This is a genomic window from Rathayibacter sp. AY2B9 (assembly GCF_002931595.1).
Classification (GTDB): Bacteria; Actinomycetota; Actinomycetes; order Actinomycetales; family Microbacteriaceae; genus Rathayibacter.
In genome coordinates, this window is the sequence record NZ_PSUB01000004.1 from 123,394 (window position 1) to 141,197 (window position 17,804).

Here is a 17,804-nt window from a genome sequence, read left to right on the forward strand (position 1 = left end):
TTCGCTCCCGTCGAGGCTAGCGCGGAGGACGGCGCCACCCCCTGCCCTCACGCGGACGCCCGACCTACACTTGCCGGACATCATGCGCAGACACACCCTCACTCCGCGACCGGACTGGCGAGCCCGCTGCGACGAGATCGGCTTCAGCTTCTACGACCTCCCCTCCGAGGGCGGCCGCCCCTACTGGAACGAGTCCGCGGCCTACTCCTTCGAGCCCGCCGAGATCGACCTGCTCGAGCGCACGACCTCGGAGCTCTTCGACCTCTGCATGGAGGCGTGCGAGCTCGTGGTGCGGAAGGGCCGCTTCGCCGAGTTCGGCATCCCGCCCCGCTTCCACGAGCTGGTGCGCACCTCGTGGGACGAGGACGACCCCACGGTCTACGGCCGCTTCGACCTCGCCTACGACGGCGCGGGCGCGGTGAAGCTGCTCGAGTTCAACGCCGACACCCCGACCTCGCTGGTCGAGACCGCCGCGGCCCAGTGGCAGTGGCTCGTCGAGACGAAGGGTCCCGACGCCGACCAGTTCAACAGCCTGCACGAGCAGCTCGTCGAGCAGTGGCGCCACCTCCGCCTCGAGCGCTGGAGCCTCGACGAGGGCGCCCGGTTGCACCTCGCGTCGCTGCACGACTCCGGAGACGGCGAGCTGATCGTCGAGGACGCCGACACCGTCGCCTACATGGCCGAGACCGCGGCGCAGGCCGGCTTCGACCCCAAGCTGATCTTCGTCGAGGACATCGGCTACGAGCTCGACGGCGCGGGCTTCCTCGACGGCGACGGCGAGCCGATCCGCCACGTCTTCAAGCTGTACCCGTGGGAGTGGATGCTCGGCGAGCAGTTCGGCGGCCTCCTCCTCGACCGGCGCGAGCGCACCCGCTGGGTCGAGCCGGCGTGGAAGCTCCTGCTCAGCAACAAGCAGCTGCTGGTGGTGCTGTGGGAGATGTTCCGCGGCCACCCGAACCTGCTGCCCGCCTCCGTGCATCCGCTGCCCGGCACCGCCCAGGTGCGCAAGCCGCGCCTGGGCCGGGAGGGCGCCAACGTGACGGTCCTCGACGCCGACGGCTCGGTCGTCGCCGAGAACGGCGGGAGCTACGGCGCCGAGGGCTTCATCCACCAGGAGCGCGCCGAGCTGGCCCGGGTCGACGGGAAGACCGTCGTCATCGGCAGCTGGATCGTCGGCGAGACCCCGGCCGGCATCGACGTGCGCGAGACGAGCGGCCTGATCACCGGCGACCTGGCGGAGTTCGTCCCCCACTACATCGAGGGCGGACGGAGCGACGGGGCCGCGACGGACGCGGACGCCGCGTCGGCCGCCTCCCGCCCCGAGCACGGCGCCACCCCCGCCTACGGCGCTCCCGCGCCCGGCACCCCCGCGCCCGAGTACGGCGCCCCCGAGCACGACCGGCCGCAGGACACCCGCGCGGCCCGCCCGCAGGACGAGGAGACCCGATGACGGACGACGACCGCACCCCCGGCGATTCGGGGACGCCGAGCTCCGGGAACGACTGGGGCAGCCGCGAGCCCGGAGCGGGCTCCGGCACGCCGAGCGGCGGCTCGAGCGGCGGCACCGGCCGCGGCGACGGCGCCACCCGCACCGCTCCCCACCGCTCCCGGAGCGTCGGCATCAGCGGCATCGCGAAGAACCGCCGCGGCCTGCTCATCGGCGGCGCGGTCGCGGTCGGCGCGGTCGGCCTCGCCGTCGCCCTCGCGAACGGCGGCCCCTCGACCGACGGCGTCGTCGCCACGGGAGCCGACGGCCAGGACTACGTCATCCCCGAGAACGCCGAGCGCCCCGTCTATGCGAGCCGCGAGGACTGCCTCGCCGACGTGCGGGAGCAGATCGCCCAGCTCCAGGCGCAGGGCGAGGAGGTCGGCGACGACCCCGAGCAGCTGTGCGAGGCGACCGACGAGTACCGCGGGCACTACGCCGGCGGTTTCTGGCTCGGCCCGCTGATCTTCGCGTCCTCGCGCTGGAACTCGACGCGGGCGACCAGCTGGGCGCCCGTCGCGTCCGGCGGCTTCGCGGCCCGCGGAGCGACCCAGCCCGACGTCGTGCAGCGCGCGCCGGCCGGCTCGACCGTCGGCTCGAAGGCGACCCTCTCCGGCGGCTTCGGCTCCTCCGGCAAGTCCGGCTTCGGCTCCACCGTCGGCGGCTGACCGCGGCGCACCTCGGCCCTCGCGCCCGAGACGCGCCGAGGCGTCCGCGTGCCGCCGGGACACCGCTCGCAGGCCGGCGTCTCGACGATCACGGGGACGGCTCGCCGCCGCTCCCGCTCTCAGGAGGAGGGCGTCGCGCTCGGGAAGAAGTGCCGCTCGACGGGATCGCCGTCGGCGTGGGTCAGCGCCGCCGCGCGGATCTCGCGGTCGCGGCCGGTGAGCCGCTGGGTCTCCTGCCGCCGGAACTCGCCCCACGAGGGCACCATGAACGTCTCCAGCTGCACGTCGGCCTCCTCCCCGCTCCGGTAGAGCGCCCACCGCGAGGCGCCGGTCCGGCGGCGGGAGCTCTCCAGCAGCCGCATGGCCGATCGGAAGTCCGCGAGGGAGTCGGGGCGGACCGTCCACGAGATCTGCACCATCACCGGCCCGTCCGTCGGCTCCGGCTCGAACACCAGCGTGGGCGTGGGCCACGACATCGAGATGCTGCGGTCGACGGTGCCCGTCCCCGGCAGCAGGGGCAGCACCCGCACGCTGGCCGCCACGAGGAGGAGCAGAGCGGCCGCCGCGGCGTACGCGGGCGCGGTGCCGAGCACCTGCGCGGCCAGGCCCCAGCCGATCGACCCGACCGCCATGGTCCCCATGAAGACCAGGATGTAGATCGAGGCTCCGCGGGACCGCACCCACTGCGGCAGTGTGAGCTGCAGTGCCGCGTTCAGCACGGTGAGGGTGCCGATCCAGGCCAGCCCCGCGAGGACCAGCAGCAGCAGCGCCGGGACGAGGGGCAGGACGGCCGCCGCGAGCGTCCCCGCCGCGAACAGCACGGCGCTCGCCCCGATGACGACGTCGTCCGAGAGCTTCCGGCGGGCGAGCGGCAGGGCGAAGACGCCGAGCACGGCGCCGGCACCGAGGGCCCCGAGGAGGAAGCCGTAGCCGCTGGAGTCGAGCTGGAGGCGCTTCGCGGTGAGCGGCAGCAGCGCCCACAGCGCGCTGGCCGGCAGCGCGAAGAGCGCGGAGCGGAGGAGGATCCGGCGGACGAGGTGCGCGGAGGCGACGTACCGGATCCCTCCCTTCAGCGCGGCGCCGAACTGCTCGCGGTCGTCGAGGCCGGTCTGCGCCGGCCGCTTCCACCAGAGCAGGGCGAGCACGGCGCCGATGAAGCTCAGGGCGTTGATGCCGAAGACCACCGGAGCGCCGAACGCCGAGAGGACGACGCCCGCGAGGGCCGGGCCGACCGCGCGCGCGCCGTTCACCGTCACCCCGCCGAGGGCCGACGACGCCGCGATCAGGTTCCGGGGCACGAGCTCCGGCTGGATCGCCTGCCAGGCGGGCGAGGTCAGGGTGGAGGTGATGCCGAGGAGGAAGGTGAAGGCCAGGATCGTCCACGGCGTCAGCGCGCCGACCGCCGCCACGACCGTCAGAGCGGCCGCCAGCAGCGCGCTGGCCGACGACCCCCAGATGAGCAGCCGCCGCCGGTCGAGCGAGTCGGCCAGCACGCCCGCGGGGAGGGCGACGAGGATCGAGGGCGCCAGGCTCGCCGTCTGCACGAGCGCGACGACCGCCGCGCCCGCGGCCGCCTCGACCAGGTACCACTGGGCACCGACGGTCTGCATCCAGGTGCCGATGTTGCTGCCCAGCTGGGCGAACCACAGCACCCGGAAGGCGGTGATCGCCATGGGCGCCCAGGCCGACGGCTGCGTCGGCGCGGACGTCTGCGCCGGGGCGGCCGGAGCCGGAGCGACGTCCTCAGTCACGGGGCACGGCCTGCCGCACCGAGAAGAGGTTGCCGAACGGGTCCAGCAGCTGGCACAGCCGCTCCCCCGTGAACACCGTCTTGGGTCCGCGGTGGGCGACGGCGCCGTTCGCCGTCCAGTCGGCGACGACGGCGTCGACGTCGGGGACCGTCCAGTACGGGCTCGTACCGTCGGGTCCGGGCCGGTTCAGCTCGTCCCGCTCGTGCAGCGTCAGGCGGGTGCCGTCCAGGTCGTAGGCCACGAGCGCCCCGCCGCGGACGACGGGCTCGCGCCCGAGCCGCGCCGAGTACCAGGCGATCGCGGCGTCGAGGTCGTCGACGAAGTAGAAGACGTTTCCGACTCCGGCGAACTCCGTCGTCGTCATGCTCGGGCCGGCGGGAGGGCGTCGCGGAGGAAGGCGAGCGAGGGGCCGATGGCCGCCTCCGTGTACCCCTCGGCGTGACGGGTGCCCGGGATCAGCTGCAGCGTGCTGGCGACTCCGACCGCGGAGAGCGCCGCCTGCATGGCCTGCGCGTCGCTCACGGGGACGAACTCGCCGAGCGAGTTGGCCAGGAACACCGGCCCGCCGTCCGGGGAGGCGTGGCGCGTCGTGGAGGCGGCGGTGAGCAGCCCGCGGTCGCCCCCGACCTCGTTGAGGATCGTCCAGCGCAGGAAGGCGTCGTTCCGGCCGGTCTGGTTGATGTCGGCGCTCTTCATGACGTCGAGGTCCTGCGTCGTCGGCGTGGCCGGGAGGTCGTCGGTCGCCTCGACGATGCCGAGGAGGTCGAACATCCCCGACCAGCTGACGGCGGGCCGACCGGTGGCGATCGCGGCCTCCACGACCAGGTTCCCGCCCGCCGATCCGCCGAAGAACGCCAGCCTGCTCCGGTCGAACGCCCACTCGGACGCGACCGCCCACCGCTCCGCGGCGAGCACGTCGTCCCTGCTGGCCGGGAAGACCGAGTCCGGAGCCTCGCGGTAGTCCGCCGCGAACACGAGGTAGCCGGCGTCGACCAGCATCGTCGCGAGCGCCCGCTCCTTGCTCTTGTCCCCCCGGAACCACCCGCCGCCGTGGATCAGCACGACGGCCGGCCGAGCAGCGTCCTCGGCCGGGGACTTCGACCTGCTGTACACGTCCAGCACCTGCGGCGACGACCCCCCTTCGACGTACGGAACCCCGATGCTCACTGACGGCTCGTCCGACACGGTGACCCCCTCCGGTCCAGATTCTCGACTGCAGTCAGACCGTAGGAGCCGGGGGCGGCGCGAGCCAGGCCCTGGCGGGGTCACCCAGGAGGGCGCCCTCAGGCCCGCCTCCCGCGGCTGGGCGGATCGCGACTAGCCTCGGAGGGTGTTCCTGACCGAGCCGTACGGCTTCCGCGACCGCTCCGCCCTCGACGAGCGCCGGGCCCTGCTCGAGGACGAGCCCTCGGTGCAGCCCCTCCGGGCGTTCCGCGAGGAGCTCCTCGCCCGGCGCACGCGCAGGCATCCCGGTGCCGTGGTGCCCGACTTCGACCCGGCCGAGGCCGGCGTCGAGGCGCGTGCGCTCATCGTGCTGGAGGCCCCGGGACCGATGTCTACCGGCCCCGACGGCTCCGGCTTCGTCTCGGTCGACAACGACGACGCGACGGCCGCTTCGACCTGGACCCTCCGCGACGAGGTCGGACTGCACGCCCGCACCCTGATCTGGAACATCGTGCCGTGGCAGCTCGACGGCGCCCCCGACGCGGACGAGGTGCGGCAGGGCGCGATGGAGCTGCGCCGGCTCCTGCCGCTGCTCCCCGACCTGCGGGTCGTCGTCAACGCCGGGACCGCGCCGACCAGCGGCTGGAAGAAGAACATCGAGCCGTACCTGGTCGACGGCCCGACGGTCATCGACTCGTGGAGCCCCGGCCAGCGGGCGATGAGCCAGCCTCGCAAGCGCGACGAGCTGAAGCGCGCCTTCGAGCGCGCGACGCACCTGGTCGGCTGAGCCCCCGGGGCTCCGAGGCGTCACGAACGGTCGTCATCGGAGCCGGGAGGCGGCCCTTCGCGACGCCTCGACCGCCGGCGGGCGGTCCGCTCAGGCCGAGCGGGCGTCCCGCAGCGCGTCGGCCGACTGCTGCGCGGCGCGGCGGACGTCGCGGTCCGGGTCGCGGAGCATGCCCGTCAGGACGGCCTCGACGCTCGCCGCGAACTCGCCCTTCGCGTCGCGACCGGAGGAGATCCCCGCCAGAGCGGCCGCCACGAGAGCGCGCGCTCCGGCCGCGCGGACCCGGGGGTGCTCGTCGGTGGTCAGGCGGGACAGCTTCTTCTGCCCGCCCAGCACGCGCTCGGCGCAGACGCGGGCGCACATCTCGCGGACGCGCCAGGAGGGGTTCGCGAGTCCGGCGGTCACCGCGTCGGCGGCGTCGTCGTCCCAGACGTAGAGGAGCGCGCGGGCACCCCAGAGCTCGGGCCAGTAGAGGGAGGGCGCTCCCTTGAGGATCCCGTCGGCGTGCTCGCCGCCCACGGTGAGGAGGAAGGACTCGCCCTCGTACCCGCCGGTGAGCAGGGCCGCGGATCGCAGGGCGACGTTGCGCTCCCCCTCGCGGGCGACCTGCGCGCGCAGGCGCTCCTCGAGCGGATCGGTGAGGGTGACGGTCGGTTCGTTGTCGCGTGCCATGAGGCTCCCGAGAGTACTCGACCGCCCCGCGCCTTCGAAGACCCGCAGCGTTCGGCGCCGCGGCGGTCGGCCCTCTCCGTCCTGCGGCGATGGTCCGATCAGCACTCGTGCCACCTGCTGGTCGGGTGGCGCCGCAGGGACCACGGCTGAGGGACGCCTGGTAGATTCGATCCGATCGACCCCCTCCCAAGCCTCTACGCGATGCTCACATGGGAGGGGCCTTTTTCTTCGGCACCGAGGTACTGCGATGGCACGGAAACCGAGCCTGTCGTGGAAGCAGCAGGTCCAGCTCCTCCGTGACAGCGGGCTCGGCATCGCCGACGGGGAGGCCTGCACGAGCTACCTGGCCGCGCAGAACTACTACCGCTTCTCCGGGTACGCCCGCTACTTCCAGCGGGCTCCGCACGACGGGGACGACTCGTTCGCGGACGGAGTCTCGTTCGAGGACGTCCGAGCGGTCTGCGACGCAGATGAAGCGCTGCGGCAGAGCCTGCGTGCTCGACTGGCCCGTGCCGAGATCCTTCTCCGCAGCCGTACGGCTCATGTCATCGCTCGTGAGCACGGCCCGTACGAGTGCTCTCTCGAGAAGAGCTTCTACTCCGAGTCTCCGAACGCGGAGTCGACAGTCGATACGTGCCTCCGCGACATCGAGCGCAGCAGGGAACGGCATGTCCTCCGCTTCACGGAGCTCCCCGGCGGCAGGGGCGCGGCCGCCTTCGGCGAGCTACCGGTGTGGTCGGCCGTCGAGGCCTGGTCCTTCGGAACTCTGTCGAGATGCATCGAGCGAGGGGCACGAGGATCGCTTGCGGGGGACGTCGCGTCCGGTCTGGGAGTCGCCCGAGCCGGTTTCGCCTACCGGGTCCGCGCACTCGTCTACCTGCGCAACCGGTGCGCTCACCACAGCCGGCTCTGGAACCACTCCGTGATCGATGCGGGCCCCACGCCCAACAACGTCCGCGCGAAGGCGAAACGTCTCGCCGGGCAGTTCACTCCGCGCTCGGTCGTGGACGTCATCGCTTCGTTGGACGACATCCTCCTACGAGGAGCGGACGCGGCCCCGATCCTTCCGGAGCTCGTCGCCGAGCATTCCCTGCACGACGTGTTCTGGCGAGGGCTCACGACGCCCCGGAGCCCCCTCGATCATCGAGGACCGCAGTGAGAGCGACGCGACCGGGACGGTCCCTCCCGCCCCGCGCCACGGCGGATGCCGCAGCGGAACGGACGATGCCCGCCCGCTCAGGAGGCGCCCACCGGGAGGTCGGCCCCGCCTGACTATGCTGGTGCCACCCCCGGCAGCCGAGCCCTCTGAGCCTCGTCCGCGCCGGGGTGGCGCGGCTCACCCGCCCGGGGAGCGGAGGAGGTCCTCTCATGGCCGATCGGCCGAACCTCCGCCATGTCGCGGCGGTCGCGGGCGTCTCGCACATGACCGTGTCGCGCGTGCTCAGCGGGCACCCCAACATCAAGGAGTCGACCCGCCAGAAGGTCCTCGAGGCGGTCGACGAACTCAACTACCGGCCGAACATCGCCGCCCGCTCCCTCGTCACGCAGCGCACCGACCGCATCGGCGTGATGATCGAGAGCGGCGCCGAGTACGGGCCGTCGAGCACCCTCCGCGCGATCGAGCGCGCCGCCCGCGAGAAGGGGTACTCGATCACCTCCGTCGCGCTGCGGCCGGACCTCGAGATGACCCCCACCGACGCGATCGACCACCTGATGGGCCTCGGGATCGACGCGCTCTGCGTGATCGCGCCGCGCTCCTCCTCCGTGGCGACCCTCCGCACCGTCGAGATCGGCGTGCCGACGCTCGTGGTGAAGAGCGACAAGGATCCGAGCTTCCTCACCGTCTCGGTCGACCAGCAGGCCGGCATGTTCCAGGCCGTCGACCACCTGGGCAACCTCGGCCACCGCGACGTGCTGCACCTCTCCGGCCCCCTCGACTGGCTCGACGCGCGCGCCCGCGAGCGCGCCTTCCACAGCCGCGCGAAGTCGTGGGGGATGCACGAGCGCCCCATCGTCATCGGCGACTGGACCCCGGACTCCGGGTACGACTTCGCCGCGAGCCTGCAGTCGGTGCCCGACTTCACCGCGATGGTCGTCGCGAACGACGAGATGGCGCTCGGAGTGATCCACGGCCTCGTCGAGCGCGGGATCCGCGTGCCCGAGGACGTGAGCATCGTCGGCTTCGACGACCTGCCCACCGCCCGCCACTTCCTCCCGCCGCTGACGACGGTCCGCCAGGACTTCGACAAGCTGGGGACGACGGTCGCCGAGGTGATCCACGCGAGGATCCGCGGCCAGGAGATCCCGCAGCGCACCCGGATCCCCACGGAGCTGGTGATCCGCTCCTCCACGGCCGCTCCCCGATCGTGACCCTCCTGTTCCCGTCCCGCCGCATGCGCTCGCGTATCATCGGCGGCAGCCCCTGGCACGCCGGACCCTGACGGCGCGCCGCACACGAACCGAGGACGGCACGTGGCGATCTCATCGAGGACGACCCGGAGCTCCGCGGCACCCGTCGTCGAGATGACCGGCATCCGCGTCTCCTTCGCCTCCGGACCCGCTCTGAAGGACGGGAACCTGCGGCTGGTGCCGGGCGAGATCCACGGACTGATGGGCGAGAACGGCGCGGGCAAGTCCACGCTGATCAAGACGCTCACCGGCATCCACCAGCCCGACGCGGGCGAGATCCTCGTCGACGGCGTCGCCCGGCGCTTCAGCGGCCCGGCGGAGGCGAAGGCAGCGGGCATCACGGCCGTGTTCCAGGACGAGCGCCTCACCGACAACCTCAGCATCGGCGAGAACGTGATGCTCGGCCACGAGGTCCGCGGCCGCTTCGGCATCTCCTGGTCGCGCACCCACCACCGCGCGGCCGAGATGCTCGCCGAGCTGGGCCTGGAGGACCTCGACCCGCACCTGCCGCTGCGCTCGCTCTCGCCGGCGATCCGCCAGCTGGTCGCGATCAGCCGCGCGATGGTCGACCGTCCGCGCGTGCTCGTGCTCGACGAGCCCACCTCCAGCCTCGACCTCAGCGACGTGGCCCGCCTCTTCACCGTGCTGCGGAGGCTGCGCGACCAGGGCGTCGCGATCCTGTTCGTCTCGCACTTCCTCGAGCAGGTCCTCACCCTCAGCGACCGGCTGACGGTGCTCCGCGACGGCGGCACCGTCGGCGAGTACCCGGCGCACACCATGGACCGCGCCGAGCTGATCGCGAAGATGATCGGCAAGGACATCGATGCGCTGCGGCAGATCGGCTCCGACCGCCGCGAGCACCGCCGCCAGCCGGTCGGCCCGGCGATCTACCGCGCGCACGGGATCGGCCGCCGCGGCGCCGTGGGCCCGACCGATCTGGAGCTGCACCGCGGCGAGATCGTGGGCTTCGCGGGCCTGCGCGGCTCGGGGCGCACCGAGCTGGCGTCGCTGGTGAGCGGGGTCGAGAAGCCGGACACCGGCGAGGTGCTGATCGACGGCCAGCCCGCGCACATCTCCGACCCGGTGTCGGGCCTGCGCCACCGCATCGCCCACTCGAGCGAGAACCGCCGCGAGGACGGGATCATCGGCGACCTCTCCCTCCGCGAGAACCTCGTGCTGGGCCTGCAGGCTCTGCGCGGCTGGGCGCACCCGCTCTCGGCTGCCGAGACCGACACCCTGGTGCGCACCTACGTCGAGGCGCTGAACATCTCGCCGGCCGACCCGGACATCCCGGTGAAGTACCTCTCCGGAGGCAACCAGCAGAAGGTGGTCCTCGCGCGGTGGCTCGCGACCCGTCCGCGGCTGCTCGTGCTCGACGAGCCGGCGCGCGGGATCGACGTGGCGTCGAAGGTCGAGATCCAGGCGCACATCGCGCAGCTCGCGAAGGAGGGGGTGACCGTCGTCTACATCTCGTCCGAGCTGGAGGAGGTGGTTCGCCTCAGCGACCGCATCGTCGTGTTCAAGGACCGCGAGAAGATCGGCGAGGTCAGCAACGGCCCCTGGCTCACCGTCGACACGATCGTCGAGATGATCGCCGCCGACCGCGACGACGACCTCGACGACGACGACGACTGACCTCCCCCGCCGGCCGAGCGGCCGCACCGTCCACCGGGTCTCGATGAGCCGTCCGGGCTGCTCGACCGCCAGGACCTCGACGCGCCGGCGGGTCCCGCTCGGGCACCGGGCCTGCGAGGATCCGGGGGTGGACGATCAGCGACCGGACGAGCTCGCGGAGCTGCAGCGGCGCGCCTACGGCCGAGGCTCCGACATCGAGCGGGACCCCGGCGCGCTCGCCCGGCTCTCCGCGCTCGAGGCCCGCGTCCGTCCCGCCCTCGGCACCGCACTGCCGGACGCGGTGGTTCCCGCGGTCTCCGGGGACGCGGCGCCGGAGGACGCGGCACCTTCCGCGGACGCCTCCGCCGACGAGGAGTCCGACCCCCTCGGCCACGTCCCGCCCCGCCGCTCCCGTCGGCGCGGCCTCCTCCTCCTCGCCGCGCTGGCCGCGACGGCCGCCGTCGCCGCGGGGGCCACCCTCCTCGCCACCGCCGGGGACGGACAGCCCGGCCGCGCGGTCGCCGTGCTGCCGCTGTCGAACGGCACCGACCTCCCCGGCTGGGAGGGACTGGGGTTCGACGGATCGGTCACCACCGAGGACTTCGGCGGGCTCACCGTCGTGCGGCAGAGCCTGCCCGCCGACACGGGGCTCACCGTCGTCCGGCAGCGCCGCTCCTCGAGCGCCGGCTCCTGCCTCTACATCCTGCGGACCGCCGAGCCGCAGGACGGCCTGTTCTTCCAGGGCTGCACGGCCGGACCGTTCCCCGCGGTCGCGCAGTTCACCGTGACGTCGGCGGCGCCGGAGGCCCTGCGCGAGCGGTTCCCGATCGGCACGTCCCTGCGGTTCGCCCTCGAGGGCGACGAGATCCGCGTCCGATCCGACGCCCCCTGACCGCTCAGATCCCCGTCCGCCCGCGCGGATCGCCCACCTTCTTCGACTCGCTCGACCCGCGCTCGCGCAGGAACACGGCGAGCGCCGCCATGCTGCCCACCGCGAGGAACTCCGACTGCCAGTTCTGGAGCGTCCGGTTCCAGAAGTCGGCGGAGGAGACGTAGCCGAGCCAGTCGACGGGCGCTTCCAGGCTCGTCAGCTGCTCCTCGTTGTAGGCCACGACGCCCGTCACCGACTGCGCCGCCCAGGACAGCAGGAACACCGCCCCCATCACCAGCAGCAGCGAGTGCGAGAACAGCGCCTGCCGCAGGCCGCCGGCGGAGGCCGAGGGCGGCGAGTCGTCCTCCGCGGACGCGCCCGCCTTCTGCTGCTCGTCGGTCTCGAGCCCCTCCTCGCCCACCCGCTTCGACTCGGGCGACCCGCGCTGCACGAGCCAGACGGTCGCGCCGATGTAGAGGAAGAACTGGAGGTACTCCGACTGCCAGTTCTCGGCGACGTCGATCGCGAAGTCGGAGGAGGTGACGAAGCGCCAGTAGCCGACCTCCCGCAGCCCCTCCGCGACCTGGGTGTCGTTGTAGTCGGCGAGCCCGGCGAACGACTGCCCGGCGAGAGCGAGCAGGAAGATCGCGAGGAAGAACAGCGAGAGTCCGTTCTCGCGCAGGAAGCGGCGCATCCGGCTCACCTCCCGAGGATCCCGACGGCGAAGAACCCGATCAGGCCGAGCACGATCACGGCGTAGTACAGGGCGGAAGCGGTGCGCACGTCAGCTCCCGTCCAGGACGCAGTCGAAGGGCGCATCCGCCACCGGCGCGCAGCCGGCCGCGCGCACCAGCCAGCCGTCGTCGCCCGGAGTGAGGAACACCGCGGTGCCGCCGGAGCGCACGATCGCCGCCCGGCCGTAGACCTCGGCGTCCCCTGCTCCGTCTTCCGCGATCCCGAGCTCCAGCACGCCGCCGGGGCAGTCGCCCTCCCGGTCCTCCACGGCCTCGCGGGCGGAGCCGGTGAGCAGCGCGCACGCCGCGGCGCCGTCGCCGTCGGCGAGCGCGGAGAGGAAGGCGTCGGCCGCGTGGCGGGCCGCCGTGCCGTCCGCGGAGCATCCGCAGAGCGTGAGCACGAGGGCCGCCGCCGCGGCCGACGCGGGGACGGAGCGCGATCGAGGGAGCTTCATGGCCAGGGAAGCTACTCCCGGCCCTGAGCCCCGGGGAAAGGGTTGCCATCGGGCCCTGCGGGGCCCCGCGACCGGATCGTTACCGAAGCGCACCGCCGTGCTGTTGCGTCACAAGAATTGTTCACGGTAACATTTCGACGCGGCGCTGCTTCGGCCGGCGCCCACTGCACATCCTGCACTCACCGCACCTCGGGCCGCTAGGCCCGCATTCGAGGCCCTTCGGGGTCCACCATCTCGGGCACTCTCTTCGTGCCCGCGATCTCAAGGAGGAGATCTATGTCCAAGACGAGGCGTATCGGCCAGTTCCTGGGTTTCGCAGCAGTCGGCGCACTCGCGTTCGGACTCGCGGGCTGCTCGGGCGGTTCCGGCACCGATTCGGGCTCCGGCTCGAGCGGTGACCTCACCACCGTCGGCTTCGTGGCCGTCGGCCCCGAGGGCGCGTGGCGCCAGGCGAACGAGACCAACATCGAGGACACGTTCACCAAGGACGCCGGCTTCGACCTGAAGTACGCACCCGCCACCAACGGAGACCAGAAGTCGCAGATCGACTCCTTCACCTCCTTCGTGGACGAGGGCGTCGACATCATCCTGCTCTCCGCCACGGAGGGCTCCGGCTGGGAGGACTCGCTCGAGCGCGCCCAGGAGGCCGAGATCCCGGTCATCCTGATCGACCGCGGCATCGAGCCGGACAACACCGACCTCTACGTGACCCGCATCGCGCCGGACAACATCGCGGTCAGCACCTCGGTCGCCGACTGGGCCAAGACCACCTTCCCGAGCGGCGCGAAGTACTTCACGCTCGAGGGCCCCGCGGGCGTCTCGGTCGTCAACGAGCGCAACGAGGGCTGGGACGAGGTCATCGGCGCCGACTCGAAGTTCACCAAGATCGGCGCGCAGACCGCGAACTGGTCCACCGAAGAGGCCAAGAGCGTCTTCGAGACCGTCCTGAAGTCGAACAACAACGACGTCCAGCTGGTCTTCGCACAGAACGACGAGATGGGTCTCGGCGCCGTCCAGGCCGTCCAGGAGGCCGGCCTCACCCCCGGCACCGACGTCAAGATCGCCACGATCGACGGCACCAAGAACGCCCTGCAGGCGCTGGCCGACGGCGAGCTGAGCTTCGTCGCCGAGTACAACCCGCTGTTCGGCGAGACCGCCCTCGACGCGGTCGAGAAGACCCTGGCCGGCGAGACGGTCGAGTCCTCGATCGTCGTCCCGAGCGAGACCTTCGACTCGCCCGAGGCCGCCACCACCGCGCTGCCCGACCGCAAGTTCTAGTCGCTCAGCACCACCGGTCGCCCGGCGTCGTCCTCGACGCGGCACCACTCCCCCGGAGCGACCGGGGCCGGCTCTCCGCCGGCCCCGGTCGCTCCGACCCTTCGGCGCACCTGTTCGGCTGCGCCCCGCTCGAGAACGGAACGACGCGACATGACAGGTTCGCCTCCGATCGTCGAGATGAAGAACATCTCGATCAGCTTCCCCGGCGTGAAAGCCCTCGACGGCGTCGACTTCCGCCTGTTCCCGGGCGAGGTCCACACCCTCATGGGTGAGAACGGCGCCGGCAAGTCCACGCTCATCAAGGCCCTCACCGGCGTCTACCGCATCGACAGCGGAGACATCGTGATCGACGGGGAGACCCGTCGCCTGACCGGCACCGCCGACTCGCAGGCCGCGGGCATCTCCACCGTGTACCAGGAGGTCAACCTGGTCACGAACCTCTCCATCGGAGAGAACGTGATGCTCGGCTACGAGGTCCGCGGACCCTTCGGCATCAACTGGAAGGCCACGCACCAGGCCGCGAAGGTCGCGCTCGAGAAGCTCGGCCTCGGCCACCTCAACACGCGCCAGTCGCTCGCCTCGCTCTCGATCGCGATGCAGCAGCTGGTCGCGATCAGCCGCTCGACGGTGAGCGACTCCAAGGTGCTCATCCTCGACGAGCCGACCTCGAGCCTGGACGCGAACGAGGTCGAGAACCTCTTCGTGGTCATCCGCCGCCTCCGCGCGGAGGGCGTCGCGATCCTCTTCGTCTCGCACTTCCTCGACCAGGTCTACGCGATCAGCGACCGCCTGACGGTGCTGCGCAACGGCACCTTCGTCGGCGAGTACCTGACCCACGAGCTCGACCGCACCTCGCTGATCTCGAAGATGATCGGCAAGGACATCGCGGCGCTGCGCTCCCTCGACTCCGAGCGCGAGAGCCAGGACCACCTCTACCGCGACGCCCCGCTCTACACCGCGAAGGGCATCGGCAAGAAGGGCTCCATCGAGAGCACCGACCTGACGCTGCACCGCGGCGAGGTCGTCGGCTTCGCCGGGCTCCTCGGCTCCGGCCGCACCGAGCTCGCGCGCCTGATCTACGGCGTCGACAAGCCCGACACCGGCGAGATCACGATGCACGGCAAGAAGATCGACGTCCCGACGCCGACCGCCGGTCTCGCCCACAAGATCGCGTTCTCGAGCGAGAACCGCCGCGACGAGGGCATCATCCGCGACCTCTCGGTCCGCGAGAACCTCATCCTCGGCGTGCAGGCCAAGCGCGGCTGGGCCCGCCCCCTCTCCAAGAAGGAGAAGGACGAGATCGTCGGCAAGTACCTCGTCGAGCTCAACGTGCGCCCGGCCGACCCCGACCGCCCGATCAGCAAGCTCTCCGGCGGCAACCAGCAGAAGGTCCTCCTCGGCCGCTGGCTCGCCACCGCCCCCGAGATCCTCATCCTCGACGAGCCGACCCGCGGCATCGACGTCGGAGCGAAGGCCGAGATCCAGGAGAAGGTCGTCGCCCTCGCCGGCGAGGGCGTCGCCGTGGTCTTCATCTCGTCCGAGCTCGACGAGGTCGTCCGCCTCAGCGACCGCATCATCGTCCTGAAGGACCACCGCGTGATCGCGGAGATCCTCAACGGTCCCGCTGTCACTGCGGAGTCGATCGTCACTACCATCGCCGCAGAGGGAGTCGTCGACGAGGACGTCGTCGTCCTCGAGAGCGCCACGCAGGAGGCCGCATCATGAGCAGCGACACCCGACCCGCCCGGGGATCCGTCCTCGGCGGGATCATCCGCCGCCAGTACTTCTGGGGAGTCGTGGCGATCGCCCTGCTCCTCCTCGTCAACGTCGTCAAGGACCCGGGCTACCTGGCCGTCTCGGTCAGCCCCACCACCGGCTACCTCGTCGGCAACGTCATCGACATCGCCCGCGCCGCCGCTCCGATCCTGATGATCGCCGTCGGCATGTGCCTGGTCGTCGCGACCGGGGGCATCGACCTCTCGGTCGGCTCGATCATGGTCGTCGCCGGCGCCGTCTCGATGGAGTTCCTCAACTCCGCGGGAGCGCCCGACTCGCTCGGCGCGGCAGCGGGAGCCTTCGCGGTCGCCCTCCTGGTGGCCGCCGTGCTCGGAGCCGTGAACGGCGTCCTCGTCTCGGTGGTGGGCCTCCAGCCCTTCATCAGCACGCTCGTCGTGATGCTCGCGGGCCGCGGCCTGGCGAAGGTCATCACCGGCGGCCAGAACACCGCCGCCACCAACGAGCCCTTCCGCTGGCTCGCGAACGGGTACGTCTTCGGGCTCCCGGTCGTGTTCCTCCTCGCCATCGCCATCGTCGTGGTCGTCGGAGTCCTGGTGCGCCGCAGCGCCCTCGGCCTGATGATCGAGGCCATCGGCATGGACCCGAAGGCGGCCCGCCTCGCGGGCATCAACCGCCGGGGCCTGCTGATGACCGCCTACATCGGCAGCGGCATCCTCGCCGGAGTCGCGGGCGTGTTCGCCACGGCGAGCGTGATGACGGTCGACGTCTCGCGCACCGGCTACCAGCTCGAGCTCGACGCGATCCTCGCGGTCGTCATCGGCGGCACCTCGCTCGCCGGCGGCAAGTTCAACATCACCGGTGCCGCCGTGGGCGCGATCCTGATCGCCACCCTCGACAAGACCGTCGTGTTCCTCGGAGTCTCGTCCTCCGCGACGCCCGCCTTCAAGGCGATCGTCATCGTCGCGCTCTGCCTCCTGCAGTCCGAGCGCGTCCGCTCCGCCTTCAAGTCCCGTCGCGAGGCGCGCCGCAGCGTCCCGCAGAAAGAGGCGATCCCCGCATGAGTGCCGTGATGACCCGCTCCGCCCCTCCGGCGAGCACCAAGCGCACCTCCGGGGCGCGCGGCTGGCTGAGCCAGCACCTGGACAAGCTGCCCACCCTGGCCGCGCTGATCATCTTCTTCGGGATGATCGTCTACGGCGAGGCCGCCTACGGCCGGATCCTGCAGGCGAGCACGATCTCGAACCTGCTGGTCAACAACGCGCACCTGATCATCCTCGCCGTGGGCCTCACCTTCGTGATCCTCACCGGCGGCATCGACCTCTCGGTCGGCGCGGTGATCGCGTTCAGCAGCGTGAGCGGCGTGCTCCTGATCAACGCCGGCTGGAACCCCTGGCTCGTGATGGTCCTGATGGTCGTGATCGGCGCCCTGTTCGGCGTGATCTCCGGCGTCCTGATCCAGTACTTCAACGTGCAGCCGTTCATCGCGACGCTCGCGATGATGTTCCTGGCCCGCGGTCTCGCCTCCATGCTGAGCACCGTCCCGGAGCGCCTCCCCGAGGACTCGGCCGTGCTGAGCCTGGCCACGCCGATCAAGCTGATCGACGGCCCCAAGGTCAACGACTTCGTCATCAGCCCCGGCGTGATCATCGCGATCCTCGTCGTGGCCGGCGCGTTCTTCGTGCTCCACCGCACCCGCCTGGGCCGCACGGTCTACGCGATGGGCGGCTCCGAGCAGTCGGCGGCCCTGATGGGCCTCCCGGTGGTGCGGACCAAGCTGTTCATCTACATCATCAGCGGCACGCTCGCCGGTCTCGCCGGTGTGGTCTACACCGCCCGCCTCGGCAGCGCGCAGAACATCACCGGCACCGGCTGGGAGCTCGACGCCATCGCGGCGACCGTCATCGGCGGCACGCTGCTCACCGGCGGCGTCGGCTTCGTGCTCGGCTCGGTGGTCGGCGCCCTGGTGCTCGGACTGATGAACGTCCTGATCACCCGCGACGGCGGCATCCCGCCGGAGGCGACCACGATCATCACCGGAGGCATCCTCCTGGTCTTCGTCCTCCTCCAGCGCGCCGTCATGGCCCGCAGCAAGACCTGACCGGGTTCCCGCCCGATCTCCCCCGGCGCCCCCTCGTCCCTCCGCGGACGAGGGGGCGCCGTCGTGTCCGGGGCGCTCCG

Annotated in this window: 17 protein-coding genes; 11 read left to right on the forward strand and 6 right to left on the reverse strand. The window is 71.9% G+C overall.

All coding sequences use genetic code 11. The annotated features are described in order from the left end of the window. Positions 1 to 82: 82 nt before the first annotated feature. Together C5C25_RS05825 and C5C25_RS05830 are read left to right on the forward strand one after the other, a co-directional pair. Positions 83 to 1,450 carry a glutathionylspermidine synthase family protein gene (locus C5C25_RS05825; protein WP_181133642.1) on the forward strand — a complete coding sequence of 456 codons (1,368 nt, stop codon included), beginning with the start codon at positions 83 to 85 and terminating at the stop codon, positions 1,448 to 1,450. Next, complete coding sequence (locus C5C25_RS05830) at positions 1,447 to 2,154, forward strand: hypothetical protein (RefSeq protein ID WP_104250022.1); 708 nt, start codon at positions 1,447 to 1,449, stop codon at positions 2,152 to 2,154. Before C5C25_RS05825 ends, C5C25_RS05830 begins: the two co-directional genes overlap by 4 nt. Before the next feature lie 119 nt (positions 2,155 to 2,273). Here C5C25_RS05830 and C5C25_RS05835 read toward each other — a convergent pair whose 3' ends face one another. The 3 genes from C5C25_RS05835 to C5C25_RS05845 are packed head-to-tail and all read right to left on the reverse strand — an operon-like array spanning position 2,274 to position 5,072. After that, positions 2,274 to 3,905, reverse strand: coding sequence for an MFS transporter (locus C5C25_RS05835; protein ID WP_258069350.1), 1,632 nt, complete (start codon positions 3,903 to 3,905; stop codon positions 2,274 to 2,276). Continuing rightward, positions 3,898 to 4,269, reverse strand: coding sequence for a VOC family protein (locus C5C25_RS05840; protein ID WP_104250023.1), 372 nt, complete (start codon positions 4,267 to 4,269; stop codon positions 3,898 to 3,900). Before C5C25_RS05840 ends, C5C25_RS05835 begins: the two co-directional genes overlap by 8 nt. Then, positions 4,266 to 5,072 carry an alpha/beta hydrolase gene (locus C5C25_RS05845; RefSeq protein ID WP_181074596.1) on the reverse strand — a complete coding sequence of 269 codons (807 nt, stop codon included), beginning with the start codon at positions 5,070 to 5,072 and terminating at the stop codon, positions 4,266 to 4,268. Before C5C25_RS05845 ends, C5C25_RS05840 begins: the two co-directional genes overlap by 4 nt. Before the next feature lie 163 nt (positions 5,073 to 5,235). Here C5C25_RS05845 and C5C25_RS05850 point away from each other — a divergent pair, with 163 nt between their 5' ends. Further along, the gene (locus tag C5C25_RS05850) at positions 5,236 to 5,856 is read left to right on the forward strand and encodes a hypothetical protein (RefSeq protein WP_104250025.1); all 621 of its coding nucleotides are present in this window, start codon (positions 5,236 to 5,238) and stop codon (positions 5,854 to 5,856) included. A gap of 90 nt (positions 5,857 to 5,946) precedes the next feature. Here the strand turns inward: C5C25_RS05850 and C5C25_RS05855 are convergent, their stop codons facing one another. After that, positions 5,947 to 6,528, reverse strand: coding sequence for a HEAT repeat domain-containing protein (locus C5C25_RS05855; protein WP_244230570.1), 582 nt, complete (start codon positions 6,526 to 6,528; stop codon positions 5,947 to 5,949). A gap of 247 nt (positions 6,529 to 6,775) precedes the next feature. Between C5C25_RS05855 and C5C25_RS05860 the strand changes: the two genes are divergently transcribed. The 4 genes from C5C25_RS05860 to C5C25_RS05875 all read left to right on the forward strand — a co-directional run bounded on the left by C5C25_RS05860 (position 6,776) and on the right by C5C25_RS05875 (position 11,443). Further along, positions 6,776 to 7,687, forward strand: coding sequence for an Abi family protein (locus C5C25_RS05860; protein WP_104250026.1), 912 nt, complete (start codon positions 6,776 to 6,778; stop codon positions 7,685 to 7,687). Positions 7,688 to 7,896: 209 nt separating this feature from the next. Beyond that, entirely contained in the window at positions 7,897 to 8,898 is a 1,002-nt protein-coding gene (locus C5C25_RS05865; RefSeq protein ID WP_104238662.1) for a LacI family DNA-binding transcriptional regulator, read from the forward strand. 153 nt (positions 8,899 to 9,051) lie between these two features. Further along, complete coding sequence (locus tag C5C25_RS05870) at positions 9,052 to 10,572, forward strand: sugar ABC transporter ATP-binding protein (RefSeq protein ID WP_104250096.1); 1,521 nt, start codon at positions 9,052 to 9,054, stop codon at positions 10,570 to 10,572. Between the two features lie 127 nt (positions 10,573 to 10,699). Continuing rightward, the gene (locus tag C5C25_RS05875) at positions 10,700 to 11,443 is read left to right on the forward strand and encodes a hypothetical protein (RefSeq protein WP_104250027.1); all 744 of its coding nucleotides are present in this window, start codon (positions 10,700 to 10,702) and stop codon (positions 11,441 to 11,443) included. A gap of 4 nt (positions 11,444 to 11,447) precedes the next feature. On the opposite strand, the gene C5C25_RS05880 is transcribed toward C5C25_RS05875, so the two are convergent. Both C5C25_RS05880 and C5C25_RS05885 read right to left on the reverse strand, forming a co-directional pair. Next, positions 11,448 to 12,116: a DUF6766 family protein gene (locus C5C25_RS05880; protein ID WP_104250028.1), complete on the reverse strand. Its 669-nt coding sequence runs from the start codon at positions 12,114 to 12,116 to the stop codon at positions 11,448 to 11,450. A 90-nt stretch (positions 12,117 to 12,206) separates the two neighbouring features. Continuing rightward, positions 12,207 to 12,611: a hypothetical protein gene (locus tag C5C25_RS05885; RefSeq protein WP_104250029.1), complete on the reverse strand. Its 405-nt coding sequence runs from the start codon at positions 12,609 to 12,611 to the stop codon at positions 12,207 to 12,209. A gap of 276 nt (positions 12,612 to 12,887) precedes the next feature. On the opposite strand from C5C25_RS05885, the gene C5C25_RS05890 reads away from it, so the two are divergent. The 4 genes from C5C25_RS05890 (at position 12,888) to C5C25_RS05905 (ending at position 17,724) form a co-directional block, all read left to right on the forward strand. Then, entirely contained in the window at positions 12,888 to 13,889 is a 1,002-nt protein-coding gene (locus C5C25_RS05890) for an ABC transporter substrate-binding protein (protein ID WP_104222394.1), read from the forward strand. Positions 13,890 to 14,039: 150 nt separating this feature from the next. Further along, entirely contained in the window at positions 14,040 to 15,614 is a 1,575-nt protein-coding gene (locus C5C25_RS05895; RefSeq protein ID WP_104222393.1) for a sugar ABC transporter ATP-binding protein, read from the forward strand. Further along, on the forward strand, positions 15,611 to 16,687 hold the full coding sequence (locus tag C5C25_RS05900; RefSeq protein ID WP_104238658.1) for an ABC transporter permease: 1,077 nt from the start codon (positions 15,611 to 15,613) through the stop codon (positions 16,685 to 16,687). The genes C5C25_RS05895 and C5C25_RS05900 overlap by 4 nt, the downstream gene beginning before the upstream one ends. After that, positions 16,684 to 17,724, forward strand: a complete 1,041-nt coding sequence (locus C5C25_RS05905; protein WP_104222391.1) for a sugar ABC transporter permease — start codon at positions 16,684 to 16,686, stop codon at positions 17,722 to 17,724. The genes C5C25_RS05900 and C5C25_RS05905 overlap by 4 nt, the downstream gene beginning before the upstream one ends. The last annotated feature ends 80 nt before the right edge of the window (positions 17,725 to 17,804 follow it).

What these genes read in the sequence shown, in the direction of transcription:
- C5C25_RS05825 (WP_181133642.1), top strand. Translation starts at nt 83, where the DNA reads ATGCGCAGACACACCCTCACTCCGCGACCGGACTGGCGAGCCCGCTGC.
- C5C25_RS05830 (WP_104250022.1), top strand. Translation starts at nt 1,447, where the DNA reads ATGACGGACGACGACCGCACCCCCGGCGATTCGGGGACGCCGAGCTCC.
- C5C25_RS05840 (WP_104250023.1), bottom strand. Translation starts at nt 4,269, where the DNA reads ATGACGACGACGGAGTTCGCCGGAGTCGGAAACGTCTTCTACTTCGTC.
- C5C25_RS05855 (WP_244230570.1), bottom strand. Translation starts at nt 6,528, where the DNA reads ATGGCACGCGACAACGAACCGACCGTCACCCTCACCGATCCGCTCGAG.
- C5C25_RS05860 (WP_104250026.1), top strand. Translation starts at nt 6,776, where the DNA reads ATGGCACGGAAACCGAGCCTGTCGTGGAAGCAGCAGGTCCAGCTCCTC.
- C5C25_RS05865 (WP_104238662.1), top strand. Translation starts at nt 7,897, where the DNA reads ATGGCCGATCGGCCGAACCTCCGCCATGTCGCGGCGGTCGCGGGCGTC.
- C5C25_RS05870 (WP_104250096.1), top strand. Translation starts at nt 9,052, where the DNA reads ATGACCGGCATCCGCGTCTCCTTCGCCTCCGGACCCGCTCTGAAGGAC.
- C5C25_RS05880 (WP_104250028.1), bottom strand. Translation starts at nt 12,116, where the DNA reads ATGCGCCGCTTCCTGCGCGAGAACGGACTCTCGCTGTTCTTCCTCGCG.
- C5C25_RS05885 (WP_104250029.1), bottom strand. Translation starts at nt 12,611, where the DNA reads ATGAAGCTCCCTCGATCGCGCTCCGTCCCCGCGTCGGCCGCGGCGGCG.
- C5C25_RS05890 (WP_104222394.1), top strand. Translation starts at nt 12,888, where the DNA reads ATGTCCAAGACGAGGCGTATCGGCCAGTTCCTGGGTTTCGCAGCAGTC.
- C5C25_RS05895 (WP_104222393.1), top strand. Translation starts at nt 14,040, where the DNA reads ATGACAGGTTCGCCTCCGATCGTCGAGATGAAGAACATCTCGATCAGC.
- C5C25_RS05900 (WP_104238658.1), top strand. Translation starts at nt 15,611, where the DNA reads ATGAGCAGCGACACCCGACCCGCCCGGGGATCCGTCCTCGGCGGGATC.
- C5C25_RS05905 (WP_104222391.1), top strand. Translation starts at nt 16,684, where the DNA reads ATGAGTGCCGTGATGACCCGCTCCGCCCCTCCGGCGAGCACCAAGCGC.